This is a genomic window from Bradyrhizobium sp. USDA 4504 (assembly GCF_054063995.1).
The window spans coordinates 2,203,058-2,217,318 of record NZ_JBSSGV010000001.1 but is presented as its reverse complement, the minus strand read 5'-3'; the positions used below and the strand labels follow the sequence as shown (position 1 = coordinate 2,217,318).

Annotated in this window: 11 protein-coding genes and 1 pseudogene; all 12 read right to left on the bottom strand. The window is 59.7% G+C overall.

All coding sequences use genetic code 11. From position 1 onward, the window contains the following. Window position 1 precedes the first annotated feature (1 nt). Window positions 2–700, bottom strand: coding sequence for an ABC transporter ATP-binding protein (locus tag ACVMB1_RS09765; protein WP_076826649.1), 699 nt, complete (start codon window positions 698–700; stop codon window positions 2–4). Next, on the bottom strand, window positions 693–2,534 hold the full coding sequence (locus ACVMB1_RS09760; RefSeq protein WP_200844637.1) for an ABC transporter permease subunit: 1,842 nt from the start codon (window positions 2,532–2,534) through the stop codon (window positions 693–695). The genes ACVMB1_RS09765 and ACVMB1_RS09760 overlap by 8 nt, the downstream gene beginning before the upstream one ends. Before the next feature lie 74 nt (window positions 2,535–2,608). Next, window positions 2,609–3,478: an ABC transporter permease subunit gene (locus ACVMB1_RS09755; protein WP_200844638.1), complete on the bottom strand. Its 870-nt coding sequence runs from the start codon at window positions 3,476–3,478 to the stop codon at window positions 2,609–2,611. A gap of 55 nt (window positions 3,479–3,533) precedes the next feature. Next, entirely contained in the window at window positions 3,534–4,688 is a 1,155-nt protein-coding gene (locus ACVMB1_RS09750; protein WP_200844639.1) for an urea ABC transporter substrate-binding protein, read from the bottom strand. A gap of 289 nt (window positions 4,689–4,977) precedes the next feature. Beyond that, window positions 4,978–6,174, bottom strand: coding sequence for an urea ABC transporter substrate-binding protein (locus tag ACVMB1_RS09745; protein WP_200844640.1), 1,197 nt, complete (start codon window positions 6,172–6,174; stop codon window positions 4,978–4,980). Window positions 6,175–6,930: 756 nt separating this feature from the next. Further along, the gene (locus tag ACVMB1_RS09740; RefSeq protein ID WP_141339942.1) at window positions 6,931–8,634 is read right to left on the bottom strand and encodes an amidohydrolase; all 1,704 of its coding nucleotides are present in this window, start codon (window positions 8,632–8,634) and stop codon (window positions 6,931–6,933) included. Window positions 8,635–9,113: 479 nt separating this feature from the next. Then, complete coding sequence (locus ACVMB1_RS09735; protein ID WP_076826641.1) at window positions 9,114–10,082, bottom strand: AraC family transcriptional regulator; 969 nt, start codon at window positions 10,080–10,082, stop codon at window positions 9,114–9,116. A gap of 92 nt (window positions 10,083–10,174) precedes the next feature. Then, window positions 10,175–10,720, bottom strand: coding sequence for a carboxymuconolactone decarboxylase family protein (locus ACVMB1_RS09730; RefSeq protein WP_076826639.1), 546 nt, complete (start codon window positions 10,718–10,720; stop codon window positions 10,175–10,177). 38 nt (window positions 10,721–10,758) lie between these two features. Further along, window positions 10,759–11,433 (bottom strand): nitroreductase family protein, encoded by a 675-nt coding sequence (locus ACVMB1_RS09725; RefSeq protein WP_076826637.1) that lies wholly within the window; start codon window positions 11,431–11,433, stop codon window positions 10,759–10,761. Window positions 11,434–11,718: 285 nt separating this feature from the next. Next, window positions 11,719–12,367 (bottom strand): annotated as a pseudogene (locus ACVMB1_RS09720) (nitroreductase family protein). Window positions 12,368–12,494: 127 nt separating this feature from the next. Then, entirely contained in the window at window positions 12,495–13,034 is a 540-nt protein-coding gene (locus tag ACVMB1_RS09715) for a carboxymuconolactone decarboxylase family protein (RefSeq protein WP_076826635.1), read from the bottom strand. A 184-nt stretch (window positions 13,035–13,218) separates the two neighbouring features. Then, entirely contained in the window at window positions 13,219–14,205 is a 987-nt protein-coding gene (locus ACVMB1_RS09710) for an AraC family transcriptional regulator (protein ID WP_076826633.1), read from the bottom strand. Between the last annotated feature and the right edge of the window lie 56 nt (window positions 14,206–14,261).

Sequence of the window (14,261 nt, the reverse complement as noted above, 5' to 3'; positions counted from 1 at the left end):
GTCAGACTCCGAGTAGCTCTTGCTGTAATTTCCTGTCAGTTCGCAAACTGTCGCGATCTGTCTCGAGCCGCACGCTGCCCTTCTCCATGACATAGGCACGTGTAGCGATCGACAGGCAGAAATCGAGATCCTGCTCTGCGACCAGAATGGCGACCCCGCGCTCGCGGTTGATGCGCTTCAGGATACCGGCCATCTCGTCGATGATGGATGGCTGGACACCCTCGGTAGGCTCATCGAGGAGCAGGATCTTCGGCCGGGTCGCCAGGGCGCGGGCAAGAGCCAGCACCTGTTGCTGCCCGCCAGACAGGCCGCCGGCAAGATCATCTGCCTTCGGGCGGAGCATGGGGAATTCCCGCAGGGCAGTTTCCACCGCCACGCGGCCGCTGTGGCCATTGGTTTCAGCCGCGACCGCGATGTTCTCGGTAACGGTCATCCGGGGGAAGACATACCGGCCTTGTGGCACGTAACCGATGCCCGCTTTCGCGCGCCTGGCAGGCGACTCCGGCGCGTTATGGCCTTCGATCTCGACATGGCCGGAAAAAGCAGGAATCAAGGCCATGGCGAAACGCATCAGCGTGGATTTCCCAACGCCGTTGCGTCCCAGCAGCGCGACGATCTCGGCCTTGTCCACTGCGATTGACACATCGCGGATGATAACGGTCTTCCCGTATCCGCCGGTCGCGTTGACAATTCTAAACATGCTCGCGCCTCCCGAGATAGATGTCGAGGACCCGATCGTCCGCGCGCAGTTCAGCAATGTCACCTTCGGCAAAGACCTGGCCATGGTGGAGTACCGTCACGTGACCTTCGAGTGTCCTGACGAATTCCATATCGTGCTCCACAACGATCACGGTGGTATGCCGCGCCAGCGTCCGCACGAGAGCCGAGAGCTCCCGCGTTTCCTCATTCGTCATCCCGGCCGCGGGCTCGTCGAGCAGTATGACGCGGGGCGCGAGACAGAGCACCATGCCGATATCCAGCCATTGTTGCTGTCCGTGCGAGAGCGCCGAAGCCTGGACTTTTGCCTGTTGTTCGAAGCCCAGCATGGCAAGTATCCGGCGGCTCACATCAGCCGCTGCCTGCCTGTCGCGAGTCCGGGCGAAGGCAGCAATCGCCAGATTCTCATCCACCGTCAGTTCGCCGAATATCTGTGGCTTCTGGTTCTTCACGCCGACACCCTGGCGAACGCGTTCGAAGATTGGCGCGTTCGTCGCATCCACGTCGCCGACCACCACTGATCCGGCCTCGGGCATGTAGATGCCGACGCAGGCCTTGAGATACGAACTCTTTCCGGCGCCGTTCGGCCCGATCAGCGAATAAGGTCGTCCGGGCTCGAATGCGCGCGTTACCTTGTTGACCGGGATGACGCCACCGAACTGCTTGTAGAGATCGACGGTCGCAAGCCGTTTCGCCGGCCCCGCCTGCTCCGCAGCTTCAACAAGAATGCCTTCCAGCACACCGGGATCAATTGAAACGGCCCCGGCATCGCGCGCTGCCGCATTCGCGTCTGGAAGCGTTCTTCGCCAGAGCTCGCCGATAGCGCCCACCAGACCATTCTTCAGAAAGAGAACGAGCAGGATCAAAACAATGCCAAGGATCAGCGTCGTCTGCCCGCCGACGGCCCCGCCGCCCAGATAATAGGACAGGCCGCCGATCGCGAACGCACCGACAAACGCTCCCGCCAGGGTACCGAGGCCGCCGACCAGGACGTAGATCGGCACAAGGAGCGCCTCCTGAACCGAGAAAATCGACGGGTTAAGGTAGTTGGCCCAAGCCGCGAACATCGCTCCGGCCAGCCCGGCGATCGCCCCTGCGAGAGAAAAACTGGCAACCTGATATTTGCGAATGTCGTAGCCGAGAAGTTCCGTCTTCTGCGGGTCAATCCGAATGCAGTCGATGACACGACCGAACGTGCCGCGCATCAACCACCAGCACAGGAAGTAAACGGCAGCCGACACAATGACGACCGTGACGAATACCTCGACGGGATCGAGTGATTCCGCCCCCCGCCTGAATGCGAGGACTACGCCTGGAATATTCGACAGCCCATTATCGCCGCCGATCTCCGCCTGTCCGACCGAGATCTTCAAGGATTGCGTCAGCGACCACAACAGCAGCGTAAAGGTGTACGAAAGGATCGTCGCCTGCAACGGTCCCATTCGTGCAAAGAAGATAATCGCGCCCAGTGCAGCCGCACTGGCAGCACCGAAGACGGCGCCGGCCGGAAGGCTCCAGACGAGCGTGTTGCCCGTCAGCGGCGCCATGTTGATGGCAAGGATGCTGCCGAAATAGCCGCCGAGGCCGTAGAAGGCCGTTTGTCCGAGGGACAGCAGGCCGCCTCGCCCCCAGACAAGATCGAGGCTGAGACCGAGTAATCCAAAGATCACCCATGACGTTGCGACGTACGCAAGGTAGGGATCGATGAAGCTGGCCGCCGCAAGCGCGGCGCCCGTTGCAAGAACCGGGAAAACCAGGCCAGCGTTCTCGTAGAGCTTCTCAGACAGACCTGTTGCGCGGTTCACGTCTCGGGTCATCTGAAGGTGCTCTTGAGCTGACATTGTCAGTGTCGAAACACGCGGATCCTTTAAAGACAGACTCATGGCTCGTCTCACATCTTGCTGCGCCATTTGGCCGTAATCCCGAGCGGATAAAGCCAGAGGAGAAATGCGGTAATCAGAAAGAAGAAGGCGTCGCCCGCGACCGAAGTCAAAAAGCTCGCCGTTACGGATGCGCCACCGCCGAGACCGATCGCTGTCAGCGCGCTGCCCGTGAGCGTCACCGGCCCTGCGACCACGACGGCAAGAAACGCCTTGATGACGAAAGCGAAGCCCATGGATGGGGTTGCCGGCACGATAGGTAACAGAACAGCCCCGGCAAACCCCGCGAGACCGCATCCGATCGCAAACGTGAGCGTATTGACACGGTACGACTCGATGCCGATTGCCCGCGCCATCTCCGGCATCTGGATCGCGGCACGCGCCTTCATCCCGTACACAGTACGTGTCATGAGGACGTAGACGAAAAGTGTCGCGAGCACGGCGACGCCGATCATCAAAATCGGATAGCCAGCGAGACTGTAATTGCCGATCTTCAGGTTGAACTGCGGCATGCCGATGCCAGGCGTAACCGTACCGAAGATCGTGACCGCGAGCTGATAGAACGCAATACTGAGCCCCCAGGTCGCCAGCATCGTGTCAAACAGGCGGCCGTAGAGACGGCGGATGATCAGAACCTCGACAGCCGCACCAATGGCCATGGTGACAAGAACGGCAATCGGGATTGCGAAGATGAATGGCACACCGTATCGGGTGGCCGTCAGGGCTGCATAGGCCCCGATCATCAAAAACTCACCGTGCGCAAGATTGATAACGCCCATCAGACCGAATACGACCGCAAGGCCAATTGTCGCAATCAACAGGATCGACGCGCTCGACAACGAGGACAGCAACACGGTTGCCAGATAATCCAGTTCCATCATCAACCCTTCCTCCAACGGCGGGGCGCGCGTTGATGGCGCGCGCCCTCCTCGGTGCCTACTTGCTCTCCGGTGCAAAATGCTGGGCGAGCGTGGGGTTTGCGACCAGGTCGCACTTCTCGTTCTCGTAGGCTGGCGCGACGTCCTTGAACGTCTCGACGACCTTGAAGCCATGCCTGTCGTCGCCTTCGACGATGTAGATGTTCTGGCGCAGATGGTGCGACTTCGGCTCGAGCTTCACGGTACCGTTCGGTGCCTCGAAGCTCAGCCCGCTTTCGAGGGCGGCGATAACCGGAGCTGTCTGGGCCACTCCTGCCTTGTTGACCGCCGCCGCCCACAAATGCACGGCATTCCAGATGTCGACCGCTTCCGAGATGATCGGCGTGTCGCTGCCGTACTTCGCAGTCCACAGCTTGACGAACTCGGCATTGACCGGATTGTCGACGACCTGGAAGTAGCCCTGGTCCGCGACGAGCCCCTTGCCGGCCGCCGGTGACACCACGACCTGCTGGTTGCCGGAGCCGTAGTTGGTCGAGACGACGCCGATCCTGTCCTTGAGGCCGGCGGCGGCGAACTGCTCGAGGAAGCCGGTCTGGTTGGCACCGACCGGCAGCGCCACGACGAAGTCCGGCCTGGCAGACTGGATCTTCTGGACGGTCGGCGCGTAGTCGGTGACCGTCAGCGCCAGGAAGTCCTCGCCCACAACCTCCGCACCGGCCTTCTTCGCATATTCCCTGACCCAGTGCGCCGAGATCGTCCCGAAATTGTAGTCGGGCGCCATGATGTAGATCCGCTTGCCGTATTTCTTCACCGCCCAGTCGATGAGTACCGACAATTGCTGCGAGGCGGACGGTCCCGTGACGAAGGTCTGCTTGTCGCAGGCACCGCCTTCGTAGAGCGATCCGTAGAAGTAAGGGATGTTGGCCTTGCGGACGATTGGCCGGATCGCCTCTCGTGACGAGCTGGTGAGACCGGCGAACAGCGCGCTCACACGATCCCGCAGGACCGCCGTATTCGCATACTGGGTGTATTTGCTCAGCTCCGACTGCGCGTCGTAGCCGACAACCTCGATCGGCTTCCCGAGCACGCCGCCCTTTGCATTAATGGTATCAACGGCCAGTTTCAGCGCGTTGTTCTGCTGAATGCCGTAGATGTTCAGGCCGCCGGTCAGGTCGAAAATAGCGCCGATCCTGATGCCGCCTTCGGCGCGCACTGGCTTCCCCGCAAGACAAAACGTGACAGCCACCAATGCGCCAAGGCGCAGTAGCCTTGTCCACGAGCTCCGACTGATGTCCTTGCCCGTTTTGCTGCGCAAAGCACGCCCGTTCGAAACGAAGAGATTGATGCGGGATAACATTTAGCTTCCTCCCTAATATCTTATATGGTTCTATCATCGAACCACATGCCGCAGCCGGTGTCTAGTCTTATTACCGAACTAGTACAAGTCTGTCGTCAGACAGGCCCGTAAGGGCGCGCGTTGATGGGCGCGCCCTCCTCGGCGCCTACTTGTTCTCCGGTGCAAAATGCTGGGCGAGCGTGGGGTTTGCGACCAGGTCGCACTTCTCGTTCTCGTAGGCTGGCGCGACGTCCTTGAACGTCTCGACGACCTTGAAGCCATGCCTGTCGTCGCCTTCGACGATGTAGATGTTCTGGCGCAGATGGTGCGACTTCGGCTCGAGCTTCACGGTACCGTTCGGTGCCTCGAAGCTCAGCCCGCTTTCGAGGGCGGCGATAACCGGAGCTGTCTGGGCCACTCCTGCCTTGTTGACCGCCGCCGCCCACAAATGCACGGCATTCCAGATGTCGACCGCTTCCGAGATGATCGGCGTGTCGCTGCCGTACTTCGCAGTCCACAGCTTGACGAACTCGGCATTGACCGGATTGTCGACGACCTGGAAGTAGCCCTGGTCCGCGACGAGCCCCTTGCCGGCCGCCGGTGACACCACGACCTGCTGGTTGCCGGAGCCGTAGTTGGTCGAGACGACGCCGATCCTGTCCTTGAGGCCGGCGGCGGCGAACTGCTCGAGGAAGCCGGTCTGGTTGGCACCGACCGGCAGCGCCACGACGAAGTCCGGCCTGGCAGACTGGATCTTCTGGACGGTCGGCGCGTAGTCGGTGACCGTCAGCGCCAGGAAGTCCTCGCCCACAACCTCCGCACCGGCGTTCTTCGCATATTCCCTGACCCAGTGCGCCGAGATCGTCCCGAAATTGTAGTCGGGCGCCATGATGTAGATCCGCTTGCCGTATTTCTTCACCGCCCAGTCGATGAGTACCGACAATTGCTGCGAGGCGGACGGTCCCGTGACGAAGGTCTGCTTGTCGCAGGCGCCACCTTCGTAGAGCGATCCGTAGAAGTAAGGGATATTGGCCTTGCGGACGATTGGCCGGATCGCCTCGCGTGACGAGCTGGTGAGACCGGCGAACAGCGCGCTCACACGATCCCGCAGGACCGCCGTATTCGCATACTGGGTGTATTTGCTCAGCTCCGACTGCGCGTCGTAGCCGACAACCTCGATCGGCTTCCCGAGCACACCGCCTTTTGCATTGATGTTATCGACGGCCAGTCTCAGCGCGTTGTTCTGCTGAATGCCGTAGATGTTCAGGCCGCCGGTCAGGTCGAAAATGGCGCCGATCCTGGTCTGGGCCTTTGCCGGCTCACCGGCCAGTAGCACAACCGCTGCAGAAAGATAGATAGCCAAACAAGCGTGTCTCATGGTGTCCCGCTCCGAATCTTCGAGCAGAGCACCAGCTTGGGACTATAGATTGTTCCTAAAAACGCAAAAAACGACGCGCCAAGACCAGATGCCCAGCTACGTCGTTGGAATTTTTCGTGCGCGTCCTCGCACGTCGTCCTGCTTAAACACCGCGCAACGGCTTGTCAATGTGGAAAGAGCCCCCGCCGAGCTCTGTGGCAGCTCAGTGCCTCTCTGGCCCATTTGTACGCTGCGACGCGCAACAACACTCTGGTCATGGATGCGCGATGGAATTGCGGAGCTCGATCGAGTTAGATCAACGTACACAGCTCAGAACGAAAACAGGCAAAAACCGTCTCACAAGAAGCCACGCGACGTTGCGCGATTGCAGCCGATCGCCTGCTCCCACTCTATCATTTTGAACGACGGCACGTCGTTGAGCTGTAAGCACAATTTTCTCGATCTGACGGACAAACGCCGACGGCATACCCGCCGTATTTTTTTGGTCTTGAATCCACAAGAAAAATTGCTCCTCATGGAATGCAGGCAATTCCGCTACCTATCGGAGTCTATCGATTGGATGGCGCGCCGCATGCGCAACCAACACTGACAGTGCCCGCACTGACACAAATCTTAAAATACCGTCAGATGTCAGGAGCATTCCTCCGCTCCCCGGACTGCCGTGCTCCGGCCTAGGCGCCCGGCGTCGACGAACTGGCGACGTCGATAGTGCGCGCTTCGGCGTTAGTCCTCTCCTTCGAGTCAACGTTGAAAGACGATTTTGCCGCCGACAAGCGTGATGTCCGCCTTGATGTCTTTAATTTGCTCTTCCGGAATGGCCATGTAGTCCGCGGAAAGGACCGAGAGGTCGGCAAGCTTGCCCGGCTGGATCGTACCCTTGCGTGCCTCGTCGAACATGTAGCGGGAAGCTGCCGACGTGTAGAGGCGGAGTGCCTGTTCGCGACTGATAGCTTCCGGCGCACCGTAGACGCTTCCGTTCGGATCCTTCCGCGTCACCATGATGTACATGTTGAGGAACGGGTTGATCGGGTTGACCGGGAAGTCGGTTCCGGCACCGAGATTGTCCAGCCCCATCTTCTCGATCAAGGTCTTTGTCGGCACGGCGCGATCGGCTGTTGGCCGCCCCAGGAAGCGCTCGACGGTCGCAGCCTTGTCCCACATGAAGACGTTCTGGAAATCGACCCTGACCCCCAACTTGTGGGCGCGCTCCATCTGCTCAGGTCTGATCAGGCTCGCGTGGATGAGAACAAAACGACGGCCGCTTATGGACCGTTCCTTGTCGGCCGCCTCGAAGGCGTCGAGCACCTGGTCGATGCCGAGATCACCTACGACGTGCACGCCAACACGCCAGCCGTAGCGATTGCAGATTGAGACGAGTTGCGTGAGCCGCTCGGGGGTCTGCTGGGCGATGCCGTGGTAGTTGTCGTGCGAATCCGGATAGACGTCGCGCATCAACGCCGTCTTCAAGGTCATGCCGCCATCGTAGAAGATCTTGATGCCGGCAAACCTGACCCAGTCGTCGCCGAAGCCGGACGAAGCGCCATTAGCCGACATGATCGCTTCCCAGGCGCCTAGATCGGCGGGCGGCTCAGGTCTGTACATCAATCCCGTCCGCAGCGTCGCTTGTCCGGACGCCGCGAGCTTCTGCAGCGTACGGACGTCGCGCGCTTCCGTGGCGCCTTCGACCGCGCTCGTGATCCCAAAACTGTTCAGCGCGCCTTCCGCAAGTGTGAACTGCCTGATTTCATCCTCTTCGGTCCACGGCGGAACGGCCTTCTCGACCCGGTCGATCGCGGTCTCGACGAGGACGCCGATCAGTTCGCCGGCCGCGTCGCGCTCGAAAAAGCCACCGTCCGGGTTTGCGGTGGTCTTATCGATGCCTGCCTTCTGCAACGCCATCGTGTTCGCCATCGAGAAATGCCCGACGGTGCGCAAGTAGACCGGATTGTTCGGAGCGACGCTGTCGATCTCCTGTCTCGTCAGGTAGCGCTTCTCGGCGAGTTGTGACGGCGGGTGCCACGCTCCCCCAACGATCCACTCGCCCGGCTTCTTCTTGGCGACGAAGGCCTTGATTGCCTCGAGCGCTTCCGCGACCGTCTTCGCCCGGCCCATGACGACGACATAGTCGCCAAGTCCAGCCGCCTTGAAGTGCGCATGCGTATCGATCAATCCGGGAACGACGGTCTTGCCGGATACATCAAGCACCTGCGTGCGCGCTCCGGCGAGCGCCCGCATGGACGCGCTGCTTCCGACCGCGAGAATCTTTCCGTCCCGGACGGCGATCGCTTCGGTCACGCTGGATTGCTCGTCAAGGGTCAGGACCCTTCCGTTGACGAGAACGAGATCGGGCGAATTGACGTCCGCCGGCTGTGCTGTAGCGGGTGCTGCGGCTGCGAACAGAATTCCAGCACCGAGTATCGCGAGCACCGTCGACCTGCGGACCATTCAAACCTCCCGATTATCTTGTTCAATAGGCGAACATCTGGTCTTTCTTCGATGATAGCCGCGCGTATCGAAGCGGTCCAACAATCCGGCAGCCGCTCACGCCGCGACGGTGGCTCCCCCATCGACGACGACGGTCGAACCGGTCGAGAAGGGATTGCATGCGAGAAAGAGGACCGCGTTCGCGATGTTCGGCCAAAGCGGTCGGCGGAGAGGGTCTGGCGGAATACCAGAAAGGGACGCTGCTTCGTAATGCTGGTCGAGAGCTTTCCTATACGAGCGAGGATGTCGGTGAAGTTGCCCATCAGGCACCGAATATTTTCGCCAGCAGGTGGACGATTTCTGCGGTCGACACTTTCATGCCGAGATCCTTGCCGAGATCGACCAAACGAGTGCCCCAGCGCTTCAGCTTCCCAACATCCGACCGCGGGCAATTCATCTTCCCCCGGACGACTGATCCGATTGGCACAGCGAACGCGAACTTATTTGCTCGCTCTCTCGCGGGCCAAACGGCGCCACTGCGCTGGTGTCGTCCCCGTTCGGTCGATGAACACGCGCCGGAACGCCGCCACAGACTGATACCCGACCGATTCGGCCACGACCTCGATGCTGATCGTCGGCTTCTTCAGCTCGTTGGCGGCCAAGCTCATCCGGATATCCGTCAACAGATCGGCGGCCGAACGCCCCAGCTTGTCCTGAAAATGACGCGCGAAGGTAGCCCGCGACATGCCGCACAAGTCAGCGAGATCGATCAGATTCCAGTGTCGCGTCGGATCACCGAACATTCCTGCAATAGCCGGTGCAAGTCGCGAATAACTCGTCAGCGCCAGCAGTCCTTCTGGAGCTGACTCAGATTCGCTCGCTGCACGTAACACCAGCGTGAACAGCACCGAGGAAAGCCCGCGAAGGATGGCATCGCCTCCCGGTTTGTCGCTTGTTGCCTCCATCCGCATCAGCGCCACGAGATTGGCCAGATGGTTCGAAGCTGACCCAGTATCGTCCCCAGCAAGCCCCTCTATGGACCGCACTACCAGCTTCGCGGGGAGGCAGTTACGAATCAGGCGATCATGGGGCGCTCCAATGAAAAATCGCCCGCACAACATGTCTAGACGCTCACCCGGGCCACTATTCTTTTTGAAGGCCCACCCTCCAGAACCTTGCCGAACATCAGTCGGCCCCGCTGGAGCTCCACTGCCATCGTGCAGCACATAGGCCGACCCATGAGGCAACAGGATGATATCACCGCCTACCAGTTCTTTGGCCGTTTCAGTATCCGTCTCAAGAAACTCGATTACAGTCCGGCCATTGAGCACGATATGGTAAGGAATCTCATGTGCCGCACACTGAGACTTGGCCAAACGCCACGGCGCACCATACGAGCAGCAAATCTCTAGCTGCCCGGTGACGGTAATAATTTGCAGAAGCCGGCTCAGCCAATCGGCCTGGGGCACATTTCCTCCGGAAAATTAACTGCTCCCGCCTGGATGCGCTCCTAATGACTTTTCTTGAGGCGCATCCAGACTCGAACATTACGCTCGCTAGCTCAGATCGACCCAGCCGGGCTTACGGGAGGGAAGTCTTTGTCTGGATCGAACACGTTGTTGAAGAAGTTCGTCAGGGAGTACATGGCCACCAGGGCGATGATCTCCATGATGTTCGCATCCGTGTAGCCAGCATCGCGCACGGTCTTCAGGTCGGTGTCGCTGACCTGTCCGCGCGACTGGATGACCTTGCGCGCGAACTGGAGGGCGGCGTCGCGCTTCGGATCGGAGGCATGACCCTGGCGCGCAAGGATGATGTCATTGGCCGGCAACTTGGCCATGTGTTCGGCCGTATAGCTGTGCACGGTCAGGCAGTAGTTGCAGCCATTCACCTCCGAGACCGCGAGACCGATGCTGTCACGGGTCTTCACGTCAAGCGTCTTGCTCAAGGAGCCGATTAGGTCGGCCCACGCGTTGAACGCAACCGGGCTCTGCGCGAAGCACGCCAGCATGTTGGGGGTGAATCCAATAGTCTTGGTGAACGCATCGAGCGTCGTTTTCGAATCCGCCGGGACGTGTTCCGGCTTAGGGGTTGTAATTCTGGACATCGATAGCTCCGTATGTGTTGGTGCGCCCCGCTATGGGTTCAACGGAAGCTCAGGACGTCGAGCACGGGCCGGCGTGGCTTCGACGGCCAATTCCCATCACGCATCGGCCCGACCGCGAGAAGCATCACGGGGATCTCGTTGTTGGCGAGGTTGTATTCCTTTCTCGCCGCGGCGGGGTCAAAACCGATCATCGGGGTCGAGCCCCAGCCCATCGACCGGGCAGCGTAAATGATCGCGGCCGCGCCGAAAGTTGCGCTGCGCATCGCCTCGTCTCGTTGCTGCTGCGGGTTATCGTCGTAAATACCGCGGGCACCCTTTTCCGCTTCAGGAAGCTGGTCCGCCGGCATGTAGCCCGCTTTCACCATCGGGCCAAAGACCGCGGGTACGGTGCTCGCATCAGCGAGCTGGCCGATGATGATGAATGTCACCGCCGCTTCGTAGCTAATCGCCTGGTTCCAGGCGATCGGGCGTAGCCGCTCCTTCGCCTCGGGTGAACGCACGGCAACGAAACGCCAGTTCTGGAAGTTGAACGAGGTCGGCGCCGAGGTCCCGATCTCCACTAGGGCGGTGATCTGTTCGTCAGTCAGAACAGCCTCAGGATCATAATACTTCGTAGCACTGCGGCTCAGCATGGTTTCGATGACTTCATTGGTTATGACGAGATCTACGTTAACACTGCGAGTTTGAGCGTTTTCGGCGATGGCGGTGGTCATAGCGGTCCTTTGATCGACATGTTGGAGAGGTATAGATACGGCCACGCACTAAGTGGTTCGAGACGAACTCGGCTCAATTAAAGGCTCGATACGCTCATCTTTCTCCGAACCGACGATGCGCTCTCTCCCCCGTGTTGCATGGCGCAGTTGCAGACACACTGTTCGCACCTCTGCCGTTACAGTGATCAACCTGATTTTCGTAAATGGAGCAGGACGGTGCGAGGCGCTGCCTGCTGGAACAGCATTGGCGTGCCTGGCGACATTCGGAATTGTTTTTAAAAATGGTTAGAGAAGATCAAGCACATCGGCCACCGACATACGCGGCTTCTGCGGCCAGTTCCCAGCTCGCTCCGGTCCAACGGTCAACAACATGGCGGGCACTTCGTTTTCGCCGAGACCAAACTCGGCGGTGCACCGCGTCGGCGTCAAAACCGATCATCGGTGTGGATCCCAGGCCAAAGGAGTGAGCGGCATAGATCATCGCCGCTGCGCCAAAGGTTGCGGTCCGCATGGCTTCGTCACGCTGGCGCTGCGGTTGGTCGTCATAAAGACTGCGTGCGCGGCGTTCGCTCTCCGGCACCATATGTGCCGGCATGATCCCGGCTTCCACGACAGGTGCCAGGCGCTGTGGGAGAGTGTTCGCATCCGCCAACCTGTCAATGACGATGAAGGTGACTGCTGCATCCATGATCGCCGGCTGGCTCCAAGCGATCGGACTGAGGCGTGCCTTGGCTTCAGGCGTACGTAGGGCGATGAAACGCCAATTCTGCAAGTTGAAGGACGTGGGCGCGGTCGTACCGATGCGCACTAGCTCGCGAATCTGATCGTCGCTCAGAGTGGCGGCTGGATCGTAGACTTTGCTAGAGCGGCGACTCAAGATACATTCGATGACGGCATTGATCTTGGTGGTTGCGTTGGGCACGATTATCTCTATGGATGACGGGATAGATTGAGGTACACGAGTGCTTTCGCTCTATGCGGAATTGCTCTCACTCACCGCCCGTATAAGCAGCCAGAAGACACTTGAATGAACGATGCCTGATCCGCCCTGCGAGGCGGTTTTACTCGACGGACGGAAAGTCGACGTCGGTGCCGTTGATACGGTTGAAGGTATTGGTGAAGATGCCGAGTGCAATGGTCAGCGAGATTTCCGCCAATTGGGTGTCGGTGTAGCCGGCCTCACGGATGGCATTGAACTCGTCGTCGCTGATCGTGCCGCTCGTGGCATGCAGGTGGGATACGAAGCGCACCAAGGCATCACGCTTGGCATCACCCGTGGGCTGCCCTGCGCGAATGGCATGCAGCGCGTCGACCGGTAGACCCGCCAGTTTGCCGACGAAGCTGTGCGCAGCCACGCAAACGTCGCAACCGGTCTTCTCACTGATTAGCAGCTTGATGGTTTCGTGCTCTTGCCTGCTCAGGTTGCCCGCGTTCAATGTACCTTGGGCGTCGAGCACGGCGGCCAAAGACGCCGGTATAAGGTGGCCCAATGCGGCGTACGTATTGGGAACGCGACCACCGGAAAGTTTTTTCACGCGCGCATAAATATCGGCAGTGGCGCCGGTCGCGGACTCGACGGCGGGGATAGCGATGCGGCTCATGGTTTGGCTCTCTCGTTAGGCAGTTAAGACCTGCCGCTTTAAGCTCAGCCGATACCGATTTCGAGACTAGGTTTGCTCAATAAAAGACCTAAAAGTATCAAGACAACGAGACGATCGATTCGCCCGATTGCGGCGCGGGACGGCGGACGTTTTCTCGCCGAGTTGAGCTCGATATTCGGGTATTTTATCCAGGATGTACACCGAGAGCGAACGCGTCCTCGCCCTCGCGTGCCAAGCGACGCCATTGCCCCGGCCCCATCCCCACCTTGTCGGTGAAAACACGCCGGAATGCCGACACGGATTGATACCCGACTGCATCGGCCACGAACTCGGTCGACATTCCCGGCTTCTTCAGTTCGTTGGCGGCCATGCTCATGCGGATGTCTGTCAGGAGTTCGATAGGAGAACGGCCCAGCCCGTCTTGAAAGTGCCGCACGAGGGTTGCGCGAGACATGTTGCACAAGTCAGCCAGATCTTGAAGATTCCAGGGGCGCGCCGGACTGTCGAACATGGCTGAAATGGCTGGTGCCAATCGTGAATGGCCGGCAAGTGCCAATAGGCCTGCAGGCGCCTGTTCAGACTCACTTGCCGCGCGCAGTGCAAGTGTGAACAGCGTTAGCGTCAGTCCGTTGAGGATTGCATGCCCTCCTGGTCTTTCGCCAGCGGACTCTATGCGCATCATGCTCACCAGACTGGCCAAGTGGTTCGAAGCTGCCCCGATGCCCGCTTCACCACGACCGGCCATGGCGCGTACCATTAGAGTCCTGGGTAGATAATCGCGGATCAGCCGATCATGGGGCGGTTCGATGAAAAATCGCCCGCACAACATGTCCAGATGCTCTCCTCCGCCATCGTTCTCCCTGAGCATCCATCCTGCGGAAACTTGGCGTTCGTAGGTTCGACCCGGCATACGTCCGCTGCCATCGTGCAAGGCGTGTGCCGACCCGTGAGGAAACAACACAATATCCCCGGCCAGCAATTCCCTCGCCGTCCCCGTTTCCGGATCCTCAATAATGGCACTGCCTTTTAGCACAACGTGGTAGGGAATTTCGTGTGCCGCGGAGTGAGCGAAATCCACACGCCATGGTGAGCCATAAACGCAGCGGGCCTCCACCTGGCCAGTGACCGTCATCATTTGCAGGAGATGGCTTAGCCAGTCGATTTGGGACATACGAGAAGTACCTTCACTAATCTCCACGTGCGAAAAGGCGGGAAGGTGAAGAATCG